At 41.1% G+C, this 21,230-nt stretch carries 20 protein-coding genes; 9 read left to right on the top strand and 11 right to left on the bottom strand.

Translation table 11 applies throughout. The features are described from left to right. Nucleotide 1 precedes the first annotated feature (1 nt). The 7 genes from RIB15_RS00895 (at nt 2) to RIB15_RS00865 (ending at nt 6,404) form a co-directional block, all read left to right on the top strand. Complete coding sequence (locus RIB15_RS00895; protein WP_350200261.1) at nt 2-853, top strand: PHP domain-containing protein; 852 nt, start codon at nt 2-4, stop codon at nt 851-853. A 1-nt stretch (nt 854) separates the two neighbouring features. Next, a complete protein-coding gene (gene ribH / locus RIB15_RS00890; protein WP_350200260.1) occupies nt 855-1,325 on the top strand; it encodes a 6,7-dimethyl-8-ribityllumazine synthase in 471 nt (156 codons plus the stop codon). A gap of 74 nt (nt 1,326-1,399) precedes the next feature. Further along, nucleotides 1,400-2,227 (top strand): undecaprenyl pyrophosphate synthase, encoded by an 828-nt coding sequence (uppS, locus tag RIB15_RS00885; RefSeq protein ID WP_350200259.1) that lies wholly within the window; start codon nt 1,400-1,402, stop codon nt 2,225-2,227. Nucleotides 2,228-2,255: 28 nt separating this feature from the next. Further along, nucleotides 2,256-4,721 carry an outer membrane protein assembly factor BamA gene (bamA, locus tag RIB15_RS00880; protein WP_350200258.1) on the top strand — a complete coding sequence of 822 codons (2,466 nt, stop codon included), beginning with the start codon at nt 2,256-2,258 and terminating at the stop codon, nt 4,719-4,721. Next, complete coding sequence (locus RIB15_RS00875) at nt 4,721-5,260, top strand: OmpH/Skp family outer membrane protein (RefSeq protein ID WP_350200257.1); 540 nt, start codon at nt 4,721-4,723, stop codon at nt 5,258-5,260. Before bamA ends, RIB15_RS00875 begins: the two co-directional genes overlap by 1 nt. 53 nt (nt 5,261-5,313) lie before the next feature. After that, nucleotides 5,314-5,832 carry an OmpH/Skp family outer membrane protein gene (locus RIB15_RS00870; RefSeq protein WP_350200256.1) on the top strand — a complete coding sequence of 173 codons (519 nt, stop codon included), beginning with the start codon at nt 5,314-5,316 and terminating at the stop codon, nt 5,830-5,832. Nucleotides 5,833-5,855: 23 nt separating this feature from the next. Next, nucleotides 5,856-6,404, top strand: coding sequence for an OmpH/Skp family outer membrane protein (locus RIB15_RS00865; protein WP_350200255.1), 549 nt, complete (start codon nt 5,856-5,858; stop codon nt 6,402-6,404). A gap of 58 nt (nt 6,405-6,462) precedes the next feature. Here the strand turns inward: RIB15_RS00865 and RIB15_RS00860 are convergent, their stop codons facing one another. Continuing rightward, nucleotides 6,463-7,575 (bottom strand): vWA domain-containing protein, encoded by a 1,113-nt coding sequence (locus tag RIB15_RS00860; protein WP_350200254.1) that lies wholly within the window; start codon nt 7,573-7,575, stop codon nt 6,463-6,465. Between the two features lie 147 nt (nt 7,576-7,722). Here RIB15_RS00860 and rnhB point away from each other — a divergent pair, with 147 nt between their 5' ends. Continuing rightward, nucleotides 7,723-8,322: a ribonuclease HII gene (gene rnhB, locus RIB15_RS00855; RefSeq protein ID WP_350200253.1), complete on the top strand. Its 600-nt coding sequence runs from the start codon at nt 7,723-7,725 to the stop codon at nt 8,320-8,322. Here rnhB and rodA read toward each other — a convergent pair. The 8 genes from rodA to RIB15_RS00815 form a co-directional block, all read right to left on the bottom strand. Continuing rightward, a complete protein-coding gene (rodA, locus tag RIB15_RS00850; protein WP_350200252.1) occupies nt 8,319-9,569 on the bottom strand; it encodes a rod shape-determining protein RodA in 1,251 nt (416 codons plus the stop codon). The genes rnhB and rodA overlap by 4 nt on opposite strands. After that, nucleotides 9,562-11,427 carry a penicillin-binding protein 2 gene (mrdA, locus tag RIB15_RS00845; RefSeq protein WP_350200251.1) on the bottom strand — a complete coding sequence of 622 codons (1,866 nt, stop codon included), beginning with the start codon at nt 11,425-11,427 and terminating at the stop codon, nt 9,562-9,564. Before mrdA ends, rodA begins: the two co-directional genes overlap by 8 nt. A gap of 5 nt (nt 11,428-11,432) precedes the next feature. After that, complete coding sequence (gene mreD, locus RIB15_RS00840; protein ID WP_350200250.1) at nt 11,433-11,903, bottom strand: rod shape-determining protein MreD; 471 nt, start codon at nt 11,901-11,903, stop codon at nt 11,433-11,435. After that, nucleotides 11,900-12,742: a rod shape-determining protein MreC gene (gene mreC, locus RIB15_RS00835; RefSeq protein WP_350200249.1), complete on the bottom strand. Its 843-nt coding sequence runs from the start codon at nt 12,740-12,742 to the stop codon at nt 11,900-11,902. The genes mreD and mreC overlap by 4 nt, the downstream gene beginning before the upstream one ends. Before the next feature lie 14 nt (nt 12,743-12,756). Beyond that, entirely contained in the window at nt 12,757-13,821 is a 1,065-nt protein-coding gene (locus RIB15_RS00830) for a rod shape-determining protein (RefSeq protein ID WP_255134876.1), read from the bottom strand. A gap of 147 nt (nt 13,822-13,968) precedes the next feature. Beyond that, on the bottom strand, nt 13,969-15,543 hold the full coding sequence (purH, locus tag RIB15_RS00825) for a bifunctional phosphoribosylaminoimidazolecarboxamide formyltransferase/IMP cyclohydrolase (protein ID WP_350200248.1): 1,575 nt from the start codon (nt 15,541-15,543) through the stop codon (nt 13,969-13,971). Between the two features lie 18 nt (nt 15,544-15,561). Beyond that, nucleotides 15,562-16,146, bottom strand: coding sequence for a phosphoribosylglycinamide formyltransferase (gene purN, locus RIB15_RS00820; RefSeq protein ID WP_350200247.1), 585 nt, complete (start codon nt 16,144-16,146; stop codon nt 15,562-15,564). Between the two features lie 76 nt (nt 16,147-16,222). Next, nucleotides 16,223-17,311 (bottom strand): AI-2E family transporter, encoded by a 1,089-nt coding sequence (locus RIB15_RS00815; protein ID WP_350200246.1) that lies wholly within the window; start codon nt 17,309-17,311, stop codon nt 16,223-16,225. A gap of 61 nt (nt 17,312-17,372) precedes the next feature. Between RIB15_RS00815 and RIB15_RS00810 the strand changes: the two genes are divergently transcribed. Further along, nucleotides 17,373-19,454 (top strand): T9SS type A sorting domain-containing protein, encoded by a 2,082-nt coding sequence (locus tag RIB15_RS00810; RefSeq protein ID WP_350200245.1) that lies wholly within the window; start codon nt 17,373-17,375, stop codon nt 19,452-19,454. On the opposite strand, the gene RIB15_RS00805 is transcribed toward RIB15_RS00810, so the two are convergent. Both RIB15_RS00805 and recA read right to left on the bottom strand, forming a co-directional pair. Next, a complete protein-coding gene (locus RIB15_RS00805) occupies nt 19,438-20,133 on the bottom strand; it encodes a regulatory protein RecX (RefSeq protein ID WP_350200244.1) in 696 nt (231 codons plus the stop codon). The two genes, RIB15_RS00810 and RIB15_RS00805, sit on opposite strands and share 17 nt — an antisense overlap. Further along, on the bottom strand, nt 20,117-21,178 hold the full coding sequence (gene recA / locus RIB15_RS00800) for a recombinase RecA (protein ID WP_350200243.1): 1,062 nt from the start codon (nt 21,176-21,178) through the stop codon (nt 20,117-20,119). Before recA ends, RIB15_RS00805 begins: the two co-directional genes overlap by 17 nt. Nucleotides 21,179-21,230: the final 52 nt, after the last annotated feature.

Below are 21,230 nucleotides of genomic sequence, written 5' to 3'. Positions count from 1 at the left end.
AATGCTCCCTAAAGCGGATTTACATATCCACACCACTTGCTCTGATGGCCGTTTATCGCCTGAGGAGGCTGTACAGGTGGCAAAGGATAAAAAGCTTGTCAGCCTTTCTATTACAGATCATGATACGTGTAAAGGGTATTTTCAGGCTATTGAAAAGGCTGGTGAACTGGATATCGAGCTAATCCCGGGGGTAGAGATTACATCTGTGCTGGGAGATAAGGAAGTACATATACTTGCGTACTATTTTGATCCGGACACAAATTACCTTGAAGAATTTCTTAACGAGCAAAAAAAAGCCCGTAAAAACCGCATAAAAGGAATTATCAAAACTGTAAAAAAATCAGGTATTGATGTAGATTATGATGAGGTTTGGGCTGAAGCAAATGGAGCTAATATTGGCAGACCCCATCTGGCAAGAGTGCTTGCACAAAAAGGATATGTAAGTAGTCCTAAAGAAGCTTTTATCCGATACCTTAGCAATCAGAAATTAGGTTCCATCGAAAGTACATACCCTGATTACCGTGAAGTAATTGAGATTATCAGAAATGTAGGTGGCGCAAGTGTGGTGGCTCATCCGGGCAAGCTTTATTCTTCGGATGAACTAGAGTCATTTGTAGGGGCAGGCATTGATGGAATTGAATGTATTCATCCCAGTCATAACTTCAAGCTTCAAAAAAAATACACAGAATTTTGTGAGGAGCACGGGTTATTGATGACAGGAGGAAGTGATACACATGAGGGTGCGGAAGCCGGATATACAAATATGGGAGTAGTCACTATTGCTTACAAGCATGTTGAGAAGATGAAAAAAATGACAGAACAACGAAAAAATATCACCGAAATAAAGAATTAGTATGGCTGCAGAGTTGATAGAAGGAGATACAAACCCCGGAAAAGTGAAGATTGGTATTGTGGTATCCAGGTGGAATTCAATGATTACCGACAAGATGCTTGAAGGAGCCTTAAAAGCACTGAAAGGAAATGGAATTGATGAGACAGATATCACCATAGTGAAATGTCCTGGTTCTTACGAAATACCTTTGACGGTACAGAAAGTGATAGAAAATCGCGATGTAGCTGGAGTGGTAGCTCTTGGAGTAGTAATCAGGGGAGGAACTCCTCATTTTGAATACGTTTGTGACGCTGTAAACAGGGGAATAACCGATTTAATTTTAAAACATAATAAACCCGTGGCGTTTGGAGTTTTAACTACCGATGATGTTAAGCAAGCTATGGAACGAGCCGGCGAAAAAGGGAATAAGGGCGGAGAAGCCGCGTTAGCCCTTTTGGAGATGATATCAATGGAACAAAAACTAACTTCCTGAAAAGATTATTTACCTTGATAAAGGACAAGCAAAGCTCTAATTTTCAAAGCTTCAAAAACAGCCCTAAAAATCACTTGAAAGAGCTTACTTTAACAAACACCATACAGACTGAAGACGATAAGAAGAACCAGGAGAACCTGAAGAACTCGGGTGAGATTCCTCTTCATATAGCCATCATTATGGATGGAAACGGGCGCTGGGCTAAAAGCAAAGGCAGTATTCGTCTTCACGGTCATAAAGTGGGGGTCGACTCAGTTCGTGATATCACAGAATCTTGTGCCCAATTAGGCGTCAAATACCTGACGCTCTATGCATTTTCAACGGAGAACTGGGGCCGTCCGTCAGCGGAAGTTCAGGGTTTGATGAGGTTATTGGTGTCCTCTCTCAGAAAAGAAGCGGAAAACCTCAATAAGAATGACATCCGTTTGGCAACAATAGGTCAGATGAATCGATTTCCTAAAAATTGTCAAAATGAGCTTCAGGAGGCAATTGAACTCACTAAAGACAATAAACTATTGGAATTGTGCTTGGCACTGAGTTATTCAGGTCGTTGGGATATTACTGAGGCAGTTAAGAAAATAGCCAATCATGTAAAGGAAGGCCGTTTAGATCCGGAACTTATTAACGATCAGATGATAAGCGATCACCTTTCTACCGCAGATGTACCGGACCCGGATTTAATTATCCGAACCAGTGGAGAGTATCGTATCAGTAACTTTTTATTATGGCAATTGGCGTATTCAGAACTTTACATTACAAAAACCTATTGGCCAGACTTCAGAAGAGATGAATTATATGAAGCCATTCGTTCCTATCAACAAAGAGATCGAAGGTTTGGAAAAATTCAATCATCTAAAGACGAAAAATCATATTCATCTCGTTTAGTAAACAAAAAATCATAAGCATTAACCAAAAGGCGTGTTGTTACTTTTGAAAAGATTACTTTTTGCAACTTTATTGACATTCGGCTTCACATCTCATCTTTTACAGGCTCAGGATATTGAATTAACAGACCCAACTGAACTAACCCCTGTTGAATATCAAATTATGGAGGTTACAGTAGAAGGGAATAAAAACACCCGAGAGCAATTTATAAAAAATGCGAGTACACTCGTTGAAGGAAGCTCTATTACCTATCCGGGTGGGGAGAAGCTGACCCGAGCAATAAGTCGTTTGTATCGTTCAGGTCTTTTTTCTGATGTAAAGATCTATGTCACAGAACGTACTTCCACAGGCATTAGTTTTCTTATCAAAGTAGAAGAACAAGCGAGAATCCTGGAGTACAAATTAAAGGGAATAAAGCGCTCTGAACGTCGTGATCTGGAAGACTTATTAGTACTAACACCCGGAACAGTTATAACAGAATCTGCAATTGGGCAGGCAAAGAATACCATTCGACGGTTTTATGAGAATAAAGGGTTTTGGTACACTGAAATAGAAACAAGTACCAAAGAAGTAGAAAACGTAGAAGACCGTGTTAGGTTGATTTTTGACATAAAGCCGGGTAAGCGCTTAGAGGTTAAGGATATTGTTTTTCAGGGTGCCGAAGAGTTTAAAGACAGGAAGCTCCGCAGAAAGATAAAACCGCTTAAAGAAGATGCATGGTGGAAAATATTCGGTAAAAAAGTATACAAAGAAGAAGAATTTGAAGAAGGGAAAGAGAGCGTTCTGAGTTTCTATCGCCAAAATGGATTTACAGATGTCCGGATTATCGAAGACTCAGTTTATACTTATAAACATGATGGCTTATTTAAGGATAAAACAGGGCTTAGAGTTGTAGTAACCATCGAAGAAGGTCCACAATATAAGGTTCGAAATGTTACCTGGGATGGCAATACTGTGTATAGCGATGAGCGGTTATCTGAGGCGCTTGGTTTTCAAAGAGGAGATATATTTAATCAGCAAAAGTTTGATCAGAATGTAAATATCAACCAAAAGAACACCGATATTAACAGCCTCTATCAGAATATAGGGTACTTATTCTTCCAGGCTATTCCTACCATAACAAAAGTGGCAGATGACTCCCTTGACATTCATTTCGATATATATGAAGACGAGATTGCAACGATAAGGCACGTCAGTTTCTCTGGAAATACACGAACTCACGACGACGTCGTTCGCCGGACACTTAGAACCACTCCTGGAAACCGCTATAGCAGAGATGCGATCATCAGAACTATTCGGGAACTGGGAACACTGGGATTCTTTGACCCGCAAAATATTGAACCTGATGTGTTACCTAATCAGCAAGACAAAACTGTTGATATAAATTATCGATTAGATGACAGTCAAAGCACAAGTAATTTCGAGTTTTCAGGTGGGTACGGCGGCCCAACTATCGGGGTAATTCTGTCAGCAAGGGTGAACTTTAATAACTTTTCTTTAAAAAGAGCATTTGAAAAAGGAGGGTGGACGCCTATCCCTTCAGGAGATGGTCAAAATTTATCATTGGGAGTTCAGGTTACCGGAACAGGATATCAGAGTTACAGTTTTGGATTTCAGGAGCCTTGGTTTCGGGGAAAACCGACTTCTGTAGGTGTCAATGTTTCTTATAATTTATTGAACTACAGTGGATCTACGGAAAGAAATGAGCTGTTTTCAAGTTCAGTATCGATGGGTAAGCGACTGAAATGGCCAGATGATTATTTCTCAACCCGGTCAATTATTGGATACCAGTTGTACAATATTGAAGGAAATTCTTCTTTTCTTGCTGACGGAACATCCAGCCTTTTAACATTCGAGCAGGTACTGGAAAGAAACTCTGTTGATAATCCTATTTCCCCAATAACAGGATCAAAATTTACACTTTCTTTTGAAGCTGCGCCTCCATTGCCTGGATTCTCAGAATATTACAAACTCCGAACGGAGTACCAGCATCATGTGCCAATTGTTGATAAATTGGTGTTAACAAGCCAGGTGCAATACGGTTATATAGGATATTTTACTCAGGATAAACGAAGTGAGCTTAATAAATTCCTGGTTGGTGGAACTCAGCTACAGCAGCGGCAAAGCTTCTTGTATGATAATATCGACCTGCGTGGTTACCCGGGGGGCACAACCACAAGTATTTCCCCTATCGTTGACGGGCGTAAAGTTGCAGGTACAATCTTTAGTAAGTACTCTATGGAGATGAGATATCCGGCTGTTTCAAATGAGCAGGTACAGATAATTCCATATGCTTTTACTGATGCGGGTAATTCCTATCTGGATTTTAACGACTTCGATCCATTCCGTGTAAAAAGATCAGCTGGTTTTGGTGTTAGATTGTATCTTCCAATATTAGGTTTGATTGATCTAAGTTATGGTTACAGGCTTGATGGTGTAACTGTACCTAATGGAAATGATATACAACCGGGTAACTGGGAATTCTTATTTAACATAGGAGCACCGTTCTAATGCAGCAACTACACAAGTATTTGATTATTACTGTACTGTTTGCAGGTCTATCTCAGACTTTATGGGCCCAGGAACAAAAAATTGGGTTCTACGAGTCTGACTACATTCTACAGCAGATTCCGGAATATGAAGGTATTCAGCAACAACTGGATCTATTGAGCAGCCAATGGAAAGAACAGGTTGAAGAGCTCGAGAATGAGATTCAACAGCTTCAGGAAGATTATGAGGCTAAAGAAATACTATATACCGATGAAATTCGTAATCAGAAGAGGCAGGAAATAGCGCAAAAGAAAAGAGAAAAAGAACAATTTCTTGCTCAAAAATTTGGTCCTGAAGGTGAATATTTTTCAAGACAACGCGAATTGTTGGAACCCATTCAGCGTCAGATTTTCACAGCTGTAAGGGCTGTAGCTCAAAAGCAATCTTTTGACTTTGTATTTGACCGCTCAGGCGACATTTATATGGTTTACGCTAATAATGAATACAATTTAAACGACGACATTTTGTTAGAACTGGGCATCGAGATAGAAGAACAGTAACGACAATTGTTAGAAAAAACTTTTAAATTAGAAAAAACGATAGATTTATAAATATGAGTAAAAGAACTACTGCCATTATCCTTTTCCTGAGCGTTTTTGCACTCCAGGATGCTCTGGCGCAGGTCAAAATTGGATACACTAATCCTGCCCGAGTTCTTAACGAGCTTCCTGAAGTAGAGGAGGTTGATCAACAAATAAACACACTAATTGAACAAAGAGATCAGGAGCTTGCTGCTAAAGCTACTGACCTTCAACAGATTTTCTCAAACTACGAATCTTCAATGGCCAACCTGTCTCAACAGGAACGAGCTAATAAAGAGCAGGAGTTAATGGAATTAAATGATCAATTTGAGCAAGACCGGGAGTCTATGATGAATGAAATTCGTCAAAAGCGAAATGAGTTGATGGCTCCGATTATAGAAAGAATGAATACAGCCATGGAGGAGGTTGCCCAGGAAATGGGTCTTGATCTCGTACTCAACGAAGGTACCTCTTACGGTGACGCCATTATCTTTTTTGCAGATAATGAGGGTCTTGATATAACTGATAAAATTATAGCAAAATTAAAATAATCAAAGCCAATAAAACGATACAAATGAAGAAATTAAGCTTATTACTTGTTTCATTTTTGATTGCCTTTTCAACAATGGATGTTGCCAAGGCTCAGGATGCAGAAATGAAAATCGGGTACGTAAATCCGCAAGCTGTACTAGCAAAAATGCCTGAAATGGCTGCTATTCAAAAAAGACTGCAAAATTTTGCAGAGCAGAAGCAGCAAGAACTATTGAAAAAAGAACAAGACTTCCAGCAGCAGGTAGCGGCTTATGAGCAAAAGGCTGGTGTTATCTCTCAGGAAGCAAACCAAAAAGAACAGGAGCGTCTGGCACAGCTGCAGCAAGATCTGAGTACTGCACAACAGGAAGCAGAGCAAGCACTACAACAACGACGTCAGGAATTGCTCGGTCCTATGTTTACTCAAATTGGGACAGCTATTGACGCAGTTGCCAGAGAGAAAGGTCTCAGCTATGTGTTGAATACTACTACTTCAAGCGGCGATCTTATCATCTTGTATGCTTCTGATGAATATCAGTCAAAGTATGACATTACTGATGCTGTAATGCAGGAACTGGGTGTTTTCAACTAGCAGGTAGTACCTTTCTTTAGATAAGAACTTAAAGCCGTTCAGAGATGAGCGGCTTTTTTTATTTCACATTCTTTTTACGGTTCTGGATGTAATCTTCAAAAATATAGCCCCCTAAATTATCCAGAGAGGCAAAATAAGCTTTTCCTTTATTGGCTTCAGTCATTTCGCGCACAAAACTTTGCAAATAAGGATCTTGAGCAATCATAAAGGTGGTAATGGTAATTTGATCTCTGCGGCATTTAACGGCTTCGTCAAGCACCTTATTTACAATTTTACGATCCAGACCGAAGCTGTTTTTATAAAGCTTGCCATTCTCTATGATGCAAGAAGGCTTGCCGTCGGTAATCATAAAAATTTGTTTGTTGGCATATTTCTTACGCTGAAGTATATGCCTTGCCACTTCAAGTCCTTGCTTTGTATTAGTGTGATAAGGGCCAACTTTCAAATAGGGGAGGTCGTCAACTGAAATTTTCCAGGCTTCATTTCCAAAAGCTACAATATCCAGTGAGTCTTTGGCATAATTGTTCATGATAAGCTCTGAGAGAGCCATAGCTACTTTCTTTGCAGGGGTGATACGATCTTCTCCATAAAGTATCATAGAGTGGCTTAGGTCAATTAAAAGAACCGTAGCATTTGATGTATAGTGGTCGGTTTCATAAACTTCAAGATCATCTTCCTGCAGATTAAAAGCATCAATACTGCTGTGATTAAGCATATTCAGCATCGTTCCAACACTATCTATTTGGCCAATATCATCGCCCTGAGTCCATTTTCGGGTTTCCGGTTGTCGCTCCAGTCCTTTACCTGTATGCGGAGTTTTATGAGAGCCTACACCGCCTTTTTCTAAATTCTTGAAAATCTCTTCTAAGGAACGCTTTCTGAGGCTGCGTTCTGTTTTCTTTGTCATAATGAATCCGCTACCATCGCTATCTTTATCGATGTAGCCGCGCTCCCGAAGTTCATCAATAAAATCACCTAATGAATAACCGTCATCAAACTGGCCGGTAATATCGTACTCATTATCGAGGTCTGTAAGCCATTTCAGAGCTTGTTTAACTTCACCGCTGGAAATAGTTAAAAGCTGTTGAAATAAATCCCACAATGTATCAAAAGGAGATTTTCCGTTACTTTTGGCGAACCGTTCATCCCACTCGAAATATTTAAAATGCATAATCAGATCCCTTTTCCATATCAAATACTTAGTTAGTCAAATGAGTTCCATTATCTCAGAAAAGAATTGAATTCATGGATATATTCAATACCAGATTCTGAATAAAAAAGGAATAGTATCATCGATCGGTTAAAATTTGAACGGCAGTTGTGGGCAGAAGGCTATACACATGTTATGGGGCTTGATGAAGTAGGGCGTGGATGCCTTGCAGGGCCAGTAGTGGCAGCGGGTGTGGTGTTCCATCCTGAAACAGATATTCCTAAAATACGGGATAGTAAAACCATTGGAGAAGATGAGCGAAATGAGCTGGCTCAACAAATCAAGGAAGAAGCACTTTTATGGACTGTTCAGGAGGGAAGTATTGCTGAAATTGATGAGTTGAATATTCTCTGGGCTTCACTTCACACGATGCAAAAATGTGTGGATTCTACAAAGATCACCCCGGATTATTTACTGGTAGATGGAAATCGATTTATCAGTTCCCTGATTCCTTACACGTGCTTAGTGAAGGGAGATGACCGATCAATGAGTATTGCGGCTGCTTCAATTCTGGCTAAAGTCTATCGGGATGACTTGATGAAAAAGTTGCATGAAGTATTCCCGGAATATGGATGGAATACGAATGTCGGATATCCAACTGCCATCCACAAAAAGGGGTTAAAAGAGTTTGGATATACGGAGTACCATCGGACTTCATTCAAACTAGGCACGGATAAGCTACGTACGCAAAATAATAAAACCAGCTAACGGTAAATACTGAACTCGCGTTTATAGAAATCCATGTTCAAACAAATAGCCAGCATCAGGGTATTGGTTATAAAAGCGGAGCCGCCATAACTCACAAATGGAAGAGGTAATCCAATTACCGGAAGCAGGGCAGAAGCACTGCCTACATTGATAAAAAAGTGTACAAAAAAGACGGAAGCCACACTAACGGTTACAAGCTGCGCGAAAGGGTGTTTATGATTTCCTGCCATGTTCAACATCCTGATGAACAGGAATAAGAAAGTGAGGATAACGATAGCAGCTCCAACAAATCCGAACTCTTCGCCAATTACACAGAAAATAAAATCGGTGTATTGCTCGGGAAGGAATTTAAGCTGAATTTGAGTTCCTTCTAAAAACCCCTTTCCGGTTAAACCACCTGATCCAATAGCTGTTTTGGCCTGAATCACATTCCAGCCAGCACCAGTAGGATCGTAAGCCGGGTTGGTAAATGCAGCAATTCGTGCTATCTGGTGTGGTTTAAGCAGTTGAGTTAAAGCAAGTTGTACTCCAGAGACAGTCAAAAGACCTGTAATCAGAGAAGTAATACTGAGCCAAATCCTTCGCTGAATAAAAAAGATAAGACATGTTAGTACTACAGCTGCAATCAAGCCATAATACCACTCAATTACACTCAGGTATACAATTATGGCTGGTGAAATAATAAAAAGAGAAACTCCGTATGGTAGCCCAGACCAAAATAACATCACAGGAATTAAAGCTAAAAAGATGAGAGCTGTTCCAAGGTCGTTTTGAAGTAAAACGAGGAAGGTTGGCAGCATAATGATCAGTACGGCAATAAGTGCATAACGGGCATTTTCAGCAGATATATCACGACGACTGGTCAGATAATTTGCAGTTGCTAATATGGTGGCAATCTTCATGAACTCACTACTTTGAAGATTAAACGGACCAAATCGCAGCCAGCTCTTTGCTCCGTTTACTTCTGTACCAAAAGCCAGGGTTAGCAGCATCAGGATGATTCCGATGCCGTAAAGCAAGTATGAAACTTGAATGAAAGATCGGGGGGATATAAGCTGAACAGCAACAAGAAGTACAATCGATACCAGAATCCAGACTATTTGTTTATAAAAGTTATTCTGAATGTACTCTGGCAGAAACTGAGATACAGGCCCCTGGGTAGCACTATAAATGGCTATAATGCCTATGGTGAAAAGAACTCCCCATGCAAATATTACCGACCAGCTAAATTCCCTTATATTATTCATTTCCTTCTTGTTGATTTATCTGGGGGGAAGGACTCTCGTCTTGTTCTTCTTTAGGTTCAAAATTCAAGACATAATTGTAAACATATGGTCGGGTTGTTTCACCCTGGAGATATTTTTCGATTACCAGAGATGCTATCGGAGCTGCCGAAGTAGATGCGAAACCAGCATTTTCTACAAAAGCTGTAACTACAATTTCGGGATTATCGAGCGGAGCATAAGAAGTAAACCAGCCGTGATCTATGCCGTGCGGGTTTTGAGCAGTTCCCGTCTTGCCAACAATTTCTATTTTTGGGTGATTAGCGTACCAGCGGCCGCTTCCTTCGGTGACAACCCCACGCATCCCTTTCTTGATAACATCGAGGTATTCATCTCGTAGCCAATCAATTTTAGTTTTCTCCGTTTGAACACGAATTAATTCTCCGTCCGGCTGCCGGAATGCTTGTACCAAATGAGGTTTTACCCGATACCCTCCGTTGGCAAAGGTGCTCGTCATTTGTGCGATTTGAATGGGAGAAACGGAAACCATTCCCTGCCCAACTCCGAAGTTAATCAAATCACCTAAACCCCATCTTCGTTCTCCCAATCTTCGGTTTAGATAAGTGCTATCCGGAATAAGGCCTGAATTGGCATTTGGCAGGTCGACACTGCTGGACACTCCAAGTCCAAAATCCTTAACCAGATTGCTCCACTCATTAAGTTTTCCCTGAGTCGCAATTTTGTCCATTAGGGAGAAGAAATAAGTATTACTTGAATAAGTAATAGCCTTCTGGAGATCATATTCGCCTACCGGAGCTAAATCTCGGTATGATCTCCCTCGCACATAAGCACCGCTGTTATATATCTTTGTTTGCGGAGTAATAATTCCCAATTGCAGACCTATGATTCCCATCAGCGGCTTAAAGGTTGACCCGGGTGGCTGTCGGCTCGATATTGCACGATTATACAAAGGTGTTGTAGAATCAGCATTAATAGATTGCCAATAATCCTGATCTAATCTTCCAGCGAGTTTACTAAGGTCATAGGTAGGAGAACTAACCATGGCCAGAATCGCTCCGGTATTTGGATTCATAGCAATTACAGCACCTCGTTTGCCTTCCATCAGCTTTTCCGAAAAAATCTGGAGTTCAGTATCAATGGTGCTGATAATATCGCTACCCTGAACAGGATTTCGGCCAATCTCATTTTCCTCAAAATCTCCAAGCGCTTGTCCAAAAGCATTTACTCTCAGATATCTGATTCCCAGTTCTCCCCTTAAAGAGTCCTCATAAATCATTTCAAGACCACTCTTCCCGATTTTATCACCCAGCCGAATGGTTTCAGACTGTCGGTATTCACTTTCATTTGCCTCGCGTAAATATCCCAGAATATGGGAGGCCTTCATTTCTGTAGGGTAGTGGCGCTTACTTTCGATTTGGTGCCCAATACCGGGTAACTGCCAGAGATTTTCCTGTATGGCTGAGAATGTAGGGAAGTCAATTTCAGTAAATAGTCTGGAGGTTCGGTGCCAGGAATATTGCTGAGCTTCCTGAACCTTTACAGTCAAAAGGGAATCAGAAACACCTAAAAGGTCAGCCAAAAGAGGAATATTACTTTTGTCGAAAAGGGAAGGAGTTATTGTAATAGAAAATATAGGTTCATTATCTACTATTAGTCTGCCATTGCGATCATAAATCAAGCCGCGGGCAGGATCTACATACTCCTGCCTTACTGAGTTCTCCTGTCCTAAAGCAGCATATACCTCGTACTCCACGATCTGCAGATAGAAAATACGGCCCAGCACAATTAGCGACAGACCAAGAATAATTACCTGCAGAGCACGGATAGAAGTTCTTGTTCGATTTGTTTGCCCGGTTGGCATGTGTATTAATTTCCTTTAAAAATGAAAAGCATCACTCCAAGTAGCGCAGTATATAAACTGTTGCCAAGGATAAAAATTATAGGAATAAATCCGGTAGTATATGCTTCAATAAAGCTACTCAATCCAAGGAATATGAGATTGTGAAAAATGGCTGCAACGGAGATTACAAGAAAAATTTGCCACAGCAATAATCTTCCCTCTTTGCGACTGTTCACAAAATTAAAAAAGGCAAAACTCATCAGTGTTTTAGCAAACATGTGCAGTCCCCAGAAATCAAAAAGCGAGTCTTGAATCAGCCCAAGCGCAGCAGCAAAAATCACTAATTTGATTCGATCGTATTTCATGGCAAGCCAAAGTAAATAAAGAAGGAGGGGGTCTGGTGTGGCTCCAAATAAGCTTAGGTGCTGAAAAATGAGTACTTCAGCAAGAATAAAGCACAAGCCAATCAAAAAATCTTTTAAGGTTTCAACACTCATTCGAAAAGCTGGTTATAATCCTGTTGAAGGTTGACAATATTCGTATCGGGCTGGAACTCTATGACAAAGCCCTGGGCAATATCAGCCAGCATAACAAATGGCTCTAAGTAAATTCTTTGGGTTTCCCGGCCGGGTTCGGGTTCAAACCTAATCACCCTACCAATGGGAATACCGCCCGGGAATTGATTGCTGTTGCCAGAAGTTTCTACAACAAACCCACTGTCTATTGGAATGGTCTTGGGTACAAAATCCATCACAAGTTCTCCATATTGATCCCCGGGCCAGCTGACAATTCCATGGGCTTGATTCTCCTGAATACGAGCACTTACTCTAAATAAAGAGTTATAATAAGGCATTACCTGAGAATAGTATGTACCAGTAAGAACAATTTTCCCAATTAACCCGTCTGAAGTCACCAGTGGCATTCCATCTTCCAAGCCATCAGCTTTTCCTGCATCAATTGTCAAGGTATTATTCAGGCCGGTAAGCTGTTTTCCGACAATAGAAACAGGAGCTAATTCAAACTGACTACGTTCCTGGTAGCCTAAAAGTCTGCGCAATTCACGGTTTTCCTGTTCAATAGATCGCAGCCGGCTGAGTTCATCCTGCAACAGAATGTTTTGGCGCTGAAGATAGGTGTTTGTGTTTAACGCTTGCCGGTATACCCGGATGTTGGCTAATGGTTCTTCAAGCAAACTCAGACCCGTAACGGAAATCTTTCGCAGGGTGTCAATTCCCCCCTGATGCCTGCCAACCATAATAGCAAAGGCGAAAAGCAAGATAAGAGCGGTAACTATGTAGTCTTTAGCATCACTTAAATTGAACGATCTAAATCGCATTCATTTCCAGAGTATTAGGAAATTACCGGACGGTAATATTCGAGATTTTCAAGTATGGCACCGGTTCCACGAACAACGGCTGTTAATGGGTCTTCAGCAATATGAACCGGAAGATCGGTCGTTTCCATGATCAATTTATCCAGGTTCTTTAACAATGCACCACCACCGGTGAGCATAATTCCGCGGTCTAAAATATCCGCTGAAAGTTCAGGAGGAGTTTGCTCCAATGATTTTGTAATTGACTCCACAATAGTGTTTACAGATTCAGCAATAGCTTCTCTGGCATCTTTTGAAGTTATATGTCGTGTTCTTGGAACCCCATTAACCAGATCACGGCCTTTGGTGATCATCTCCAGTTCCTCATCGAGTGGGGCGGCTGAACCAATTTCACATTTAATCTTTTCGGCAGTCCTTTCACCTATCAACAAGTTGTGGTTTCTGCGAAAGTAATTGATGATGTCTTCATTAAGTTCATCTCCACCCAACCGTACTGACTGTGCATATACAATTCCGGAGAGCGCAATAACGGCAATTTCAGTAGTTCCACCTCCGATATCTACAATCATGCTACCTACAGGTTCGTGCACATCTAAACCGATACCAATGGCTGCTGCCATGGGTTCGTCAACAAGGTAAACCTCTTTGGCTCCTGCATGTTCGGCACTGTCCCGTACGGCTCGTCTTTCTACTTCAGTAATTCCACTGGGTACGCAAATCACCATCTGACGTGTGGTAGAATACCACTTCATCTTTACTTTTTTGATCATACCCCGGATCATCTGCTCAGCAACCTCAAAATCTGCAATAACACCGTCACGCAGTGGGCGGACTGTTCTGATTTTGTTGTGCGTTTTCTCGTGCATCAGTCGCGCCTGATGACCAGTAGCAACAGGTACATTTTGCTGGTTGAGAGCCACAATAGAAGGTTCATTTAATACGATACCTTCCCCGCGAGAGTATATCAACGTGTTCGCAGTTCCTAGGTCAATAGCTATATCGGTGTAAAGAAAATCTAAAAAGCCCTTCTGAGCTTGTTTTTTTGAAGACTGTGAAGGGTTTGCTCCGCTGGAATCTGACATTTGCGCTGATTAAGTGATTTGAACATTAAATGGGATGATAGAATCATGAGAAAATACAATATTGAAATTGTATTTGCGAATGTATAAACAACGAATAATAGGAAATTTATAAAACGAAATTATTTGATCTTTTTCACACTCAAAAAATCAGTGTTTAAAATGCCGCTTACCTGTGAATATCATCGCCATATCAAATTCATCTGCTTTGGCGATTACTTCCTCATCCCGAATACTTCCTCCGGGTTGAATAACGGCTTTAGCTCCGGCTTTAGCTGCGGCTTCAACACCATCGGCAAAAGGGAAAAAGGCATCTGAAGCAATTGCCGAGCCTGTTAAATTCAGGCCTTCTTTCTCCGCCTTTGCCACGGCTATTTCCGAAGAATCGACCCGGCTGGTTTGGCCTGAACCTATTCCTAATGTTCGACCATCTTTGGCATACACAATCGCATTGGATTTAATATGCCGAACTACTTTCCACGAAAAAAGCAGGTCTTTCATTTCCTGATCCGTTGGCTTCCGCTTACTCACAATTTCAAATTCATCCGGCTTGGCAGGAGCTAAATCGGCATCCTGATTCAGCAATCCTCCAAAGATAGACCGGAATGATGAAGCTTGTACTTCTCGAACTGACTTTTTGATCCTGATTAATCGACGATTTTTTTTCTGCTGGAGAAGTTCCAGGGCGTCTTCAGAATAATCAGGAGCAATTATTATTTCTGTAAAAATTTCGTCAATGGCTTTTACTGTATTCAGATCCATTCGCTGGTTAACAACTACAATTCCTCCAAAAGGTGAAACACGGTCGGTGCTAAACGCCTTTTTGTAGGCTTCCGTCAGGTTTTCTGCTACGCCAACTCCACTTGGAATAGTATGTTTAATAATTGCACAAGCGGACTCATCCTCATCAAAATCAGAGATGATATTCAAAGCGGCATCTACGTCTAGGTAGTTATTGTAGCTGAGCTGTTTGCCATGAAAGCAATCGATAAAGTCATTTTGATTTCCATAAACGGCAGCCTTCTGATGAGGGTTTTCTCCATACCTGAGTTCTTGTGAGAGTGGGAGAGAAAGGTTGAATTGCTTAGCCGGTTCCTCTTCAATCAAGTCTGTAAAGTAGTTTGCAATGGCGCTATCATAATCGGCAGTATGCGCGAAAGCCGCTTTGGCTAGTTTCTGCCGGGTTTCAAAAGACACTTCCATTTTCTCTTCCAATTCTTCAATAAAGCCTGTGTATTGGTCAGGAGAGCTCAAGATAGAAACATGCGCAAAATTCTTGGCCGCTGCGCGAATCATGGTTGGCCCGCCAATATCGATAAACTCTGTAGCATCGGCTGGTGTAACATTTGGGTCAGCTACTTTATCTTTGAAAGGATAAAGGTTCACTACAACTAATTCGATGGGAGTGATGCCGAGTTCTTCAATTTCTTTCACATCGGGTTCGTGAGAGGTGCGTGCCAGAATTCCTCCATGAACCATCGGATGAAGGGTCTTAACCCGCCCATCCAGGCATTCCTGAAATCCGGTAACCTCAGAAACATCTTTAACGGGAATTCCTTCTGCTTCAATAGCTTTCGCGGTTCCTCCCGTTGAAATAATTTCGACACCGGCAGTGTGCAGAGCTCTGGCTAATGCAGGTAAACCGGTTTTATCTGAAACTGACAGGAGTGCGCGATTAATTTTGAGGGGTGTTCTTGGAAGGGATGAGAGAGGTTTGAGTGCCACGTTTATGGATTTTGGGTTTTATAAGTTTTGAATGTGTTTCTGTATGGTTTCAGGATAGAGACGATGCTCTTGCTTTAAAATTCGTTTAGCCAATTCCTCTGGGGAATCATTCTCATGAACAGAAACTTTTGTTTGAGCAAGAACGGGTCCTTCATCAAATTCTTCGGTAACTACATGCACGGTACAACCAGATTCCTTTTCTCCGGCTTCGATAACGGCTTTGTGAACATTCGAGCCATAGAAACCTTTTCCACCGTATTTTGGCAGCAGCGAAGGATGAATATTTAATATCCGGTTTGGATATTTTTTGATTATCGCAGAAGGAATTTTTTTCAGATAACCTGCTAAAGCAATTACATCCGTATTCCAGGCTTCCAGCTGCTGAATGAGTTCAACTCCAAACTCATTTTCATTAGTCAATTCATCAGGATTAATAACTTGAACTGGAATATTGTTCGTTTCAGCTCTTTCAATAGCTCTGATACCCGATTTATTTGTGATCAGACCAGAAATACGGGCAGAAATATCACCACGCTGAACAGCGTCAATAATAGATTGGAAATTTGTGCCCGAGCCGGAGGCAAAAACAACAATATTCTTCAAGTGGGTAGTGTATTTTGCAGTGCCTGATTGGGCGAAGAAGATAGTAAATGTTTAGCTTGGATGAAGGACTTTCTTGCTATCCGGGTGGCCCTGATGATTGGGTGATATCTCTTCGGAATACCTGGTAATTATTAAAACTCCAGCTTACCTGAGTAATAGTGATTTTGACCACCGTTGCTATAGGGATGGCAACCAACATTCCGATAATTCCAGCTGTTTCTGCTCCAATTAAAATAATGAACAAGATGGCTACCGGATGCATATCGGCTGAACGGGAAAAGAGCATGGGTTGAAAAACGATGTTGTCAAGCATCTGTACCACAAAAATAGCAAGTATACAGGCAGCTACTAACGAGAAGTTTCCGGTTTCAATGATGGACACAATGATGGACAAAAAATATCCTAAAATAGGCCCGAAGTAGGGGATGGTGTTAGCCAAGCCTACCGCAATTCCTACCGACATTGAGTTGTCTAAGCCGGCAATACTCAATGTGGTCCAGGACGATAATGCAACAAGGAAACTCTGGAAGAGAACGCTTCTGAAATAGAGTCCAAGACGTTGCTCAATTTTGTCAATTACGGTAAGTGTGGTCTCAAAGTACTTATTCGGAACAAGTTGAAGTAAATCTCGGCGAATTTTGCTTCCATCTTTTAGGAAAAAGAAGGCAGCAAAAGGAACGACTAAAACGGCTGAAAAGATATTGGTAAAGATGCTGAGTGCGTCGCTTACAATGGTAGAAATCTGATTAACATTAAATAGCTCATTCATTACAGCGGTAATATTTTCTTCCAAAAAACCATCCGGGAGAAACTCAAACTTGGTTGTTAGCTGGTTCTCTACTTTTACAGCTATCTGCCGGATGTTTTCAATACTGAGCTGTGCCGTTAGCTCTGCCATTTGATTAGCGATGATTGGAATGACACTGGTTGAGATAAAAACAAGGATCAAAATCACAGTGGCGAGAATCAAAGTAATTCCAAAAGTCCGGTTCAGTCCCGCAGATTGTAACCGGTTGGCAAAAGGATCCAGAATATAGCTGAGAATCATAGCCAATATCAGAAAAATAACCAGTGTAGAGTAGTTATATAAAATCAACAGTGCTACAGCCACAGCTGCTGCCCCAAGAATAAATTTTACGACCCGTTCTAGTGTTATATTTCTCAAGGAATCTTTGCTATTTAATTTATAAACTTAGTTGATTATCAATTGCAATAAACAAAACATAGTGAAAAAAGCAGTTACTTTTTTAGTCATATTTTTTTCTTTTATAACAAGTGAAGTTTTTGGTCAGGTTGAGTATAAATGGTTAGATGTTGGAAGTTTTCACAACTTCTATTCAAATATAGGTTCTGAAATTGAAGAGGGCTTTATCCCTAATCAACAGGCTGGTTGGCAGTGGCCTGCGATCTATAAAGCACAGGATGCCCAGGCATCTAAAGCCCTTTGGTTAGGAGTAACAAACTTTACAGATAGTGCAGGAACCAAATATGAAAACAGGGTGGTTCACGTGGGACCGCGTGTATCTGGAGAAGGAGAATTTTTTCCGGTTGAGTTTAAATTGATTTCAAAATTCCCTAAGCCGGAGATTCAAATAGGTGATAGATTAGAGGATAAAAACAACACCACAGTAGATGAAGTAGATCCAAATTTGAATGCGGATCGAGTTTTGTACAGCAGAATGAATACGCTATTAGGAGTTACTGTAGAACGTAAGGTCATGCAATTCAGTCAGCAGTATCACGATAATTATCATATTGTAGAATACATATTTACCAATACCGGCAATACTGATAAGGATGAAGAAATAGAACTTCCAAATCAAAGTATTGAAGGATTTATCCCTTTCTTTAAGAACCAGATGGCCCCTGTAAGGCAGTCAAGATATACTATTGGAACTGCCACAGGTTGGGGAAAAAATACGATGTATGATCGCCGGGGAGATGGGCTCCATCCTGAAGAACCCGAAAACTTCAGGGCTTCTTTTGCCTGGCATGGGTACTTCCCTGATTTTGCTATCGCTAATTATGATAATATTGGAGCTCCGATCGTTAATCCAAATACTTCGGGAGGGTATTTAGCTGCTGATGATACGACTGGCAGACTTGCAGCTTATCACTTTGTTGGAACAGTAACGTTACATGCTGATACTTCTTCTTCAGATCCTTCCGATGATCCTGACCAGCCTTTTACAATGTCTGAAGAGCATAATGATGATCCTCTTTTTAGTAACAACGATGCATTTAACATTGATAAAATGAACTCGGAATATGAAATGATGAGTGTTGGGAGGACTTCACCCCGACATGCATTTCAAGTAGAATCGGAAGGCTATGAGGGATTTATTGATCCGGGGGCAGATCCATCTTTAGGGCAGGGTGGAGGATTTTCGTATACATCGGGTTATGGTCCATATTCCCTTGAACCGGGAGAAAGTGTAAGGATAGTTGTAGCCGAAGCTGCAGCTGGCATTTCAAGAAAGCTGGCTTATGAAACAGGGTTAAAATTTAAGACGGGTGAAATAACAGATGTTGAAAAGAACGAAGTAGTATTTCAAGGAAGGGATTCTCTTTTTCAAACGTTTGAGCGTGCTTTAGCTAATTTTAAGTCAGGCTACCAAATACCTATGGCCCCTAATCCTCCTTCAAGGTTTGAAGTTAGCTCAACAGATTCAGGAATTGTTTTGGATTGGGAATATGACCAAAGTTTGGTCAACAATATTGAGCGTTTTGAAATCTATCGGGCATCAGAGAAAGTAGATAGTACTTATCGCTTACTTTATAAAGCGGACAATGAAGAGCGTTTAATTGTTGATGGCGAGCCGTCATCCCGGAGAAACTATCCCGGTTATTTTCTTTTAGACAGTCCTGAGCGTGGTACCAATTACTATTATTATATCGTAGCTGTTGGTGGAATCAACACTGATAGTACCGGAAAAACCCCAACCGGAAACCGCTTGAAAAGTAATAGGTACTATACCCAAACGTATCTTTTTTCAAGAACCTCACAACCTGTTAGCAACGAACGAGATTCACAGAGTGCGAATGGAATTGAATTATATCAAAATTACCCCAATCCATTTAATCCATCTACAACTATATCTTTCCGTCTCGATGGTTCTGAAAAAATTAAAATCCAGATTTTTAATTTAACTGGGCAAAGAGTGGCTACATTAGTTGATGGGATAAAAACTGCCGGTACACATAACTTTCAGTGGAACGCCGCCGATTTTGCCAGTGGTGTATATTTCTATCGGTTGGAAATGGAAGGGGAGCGATCGATTACTAAAAGACTCATTCTTTTGAAATAAGATTAAGAAGTTCATCCAGATGCTTTAAAATATTTTCTGAATCGTAGCCTTTTCTCATTAAATAGTCGAAAACTTTCTTGCGGCGTTTTTCTTCTGGTTCTCTAAGATATCTTTTTTTTCTTTTGGTGATTAAGGAGAGTATGCTTTCTTTAATCGCCTGATCACCAAAAGTGTTATTGATAACACGTTCTGCTACGGCTTTCGAAATTCCTTTTTTAAAGAGTTGTGTTCTGATTTTATAAGGCCCCCAATCATTGAACTCGAACTTATCAGCTGCATACTTTTCGGCAAACTTATGATCATTGATGTATTCTTTCTGTTCGAACTCATCAAGGATTTCATCGATAAAGCTACCCGAGTACCCTTTTTTGAACGCTTTATCCTTTAACTCCTTTCGGGAGTGGTCGCGACGCGATAGAATGCGAAACATATATTCTCTGGCAGCCCATTGTTCTTCCTGATGCTCAATTTGCTGTAAAAAAGAAGGCGTTATTTCAACGCCTTTCTTAATATCTAGTTTGGTAAGAGTAGAATCAGAGACTCCAATCAGAAACTGGTTGTCTACGAAAATAGAATAACGACTGTTATTCTTTTTCTGGACCTGAATTTCCGAGACAGGAGCCGGAAGAAGCTTTAGCGCTTCCTCCGAATACCGCTGGTATTTATCCTTCTTCTTCAACGGTTTCTTTCTCTTTCTTCTCCTTTTCTTGCTCCTCGATCTCTTCATCCAGTAATTCGCCCATTAGCTTTTTGCGAACCTGACCTTCAATTTTCTTCGCCAATTCAGGGTCTTCTTCAAGGAATTGCATGGCGGCATCCGATCCCTGACCAATAGGCTCTCCACCATGGCGGAACCAGCTTCCTCGCTTCTCAATGATGTCATATTCCACGGCAAGATCAAGGATCTCAGAGATGCGTGAAATTCCTTTACCATACATGATATTGAATTCAACCACTTTGAAAGGAGGAGCTACTTTATTTTTAGCTATTTTCACTTTGGTTCGGTTACCAATTACTTCGTCGCCACTTTTTATGGACCCAATCCGGCGAATATCAATACGGACGGAGGAATAAAATTTAAGAGCACGTCCACCGGTGGTTGTTTCCGGGTTACCAAACATAACTCCGATTTTCTCGCGAACCTGATTGATGAAGATACAGGATGTCCGGCTTTTGTTAATGATACCGGTAATCTTTCTCATGGCCTGTGACATCAATCGCGCCTGAAGACCCATGTGTGAGTCACCCATTTCACCCTCTAATTCAGCACGGGGAACAAGAGCGGCTACAGAGTCAACTACAACTACATCGAGTGCACCTGAGCGAATCAGAGTTTCAGTAATTTCAAGCGCCTGCTCTCCATTATCGGGTTGGGAGACTAATAGTTCTTCTACATTAATTCCCAGGGCTTTGGCATATCGTGGATCAAAGGCGTGTTCAGCGTCAATAAAAGCGGCATAACCACCGGCCTTTTGTGCTTCCGCAATCACCTGAAGGGCGAGGGTGGTTTTACCACTAGCCTCAGGCCCATAAATTTCAGTTACACGTCCGCGTGGAATCCCCTGTACCCCAAGTGCATAATCAACCATGATTGAGCCGGTGGATATTACATCAATATCCTGTATAGCTTCGGCTCCCAGCTTCATAATTGTTCCCTTGCCGTGTTGTTTTTCAATTTGCCCTACGGCAATATCGAGGGCTTTCATTCGATCGTCTTTTGACATGGTATTCGGTTTTTTGAATTTATTTTAGGCAAATATAATGGACAACAGTGAC

The organism is Gracilimonas sp., assembly GCF_040218225.1.
GTDB lineage: Bacteria > Bacteroidota > Rhodothermia > Balneolales > Balneolaceae > Gracilimonas.
Note: the sequence above shows the minus strand (reverse complement) of the source record. Positions and strands in the feature narration are given on the sequence as shown.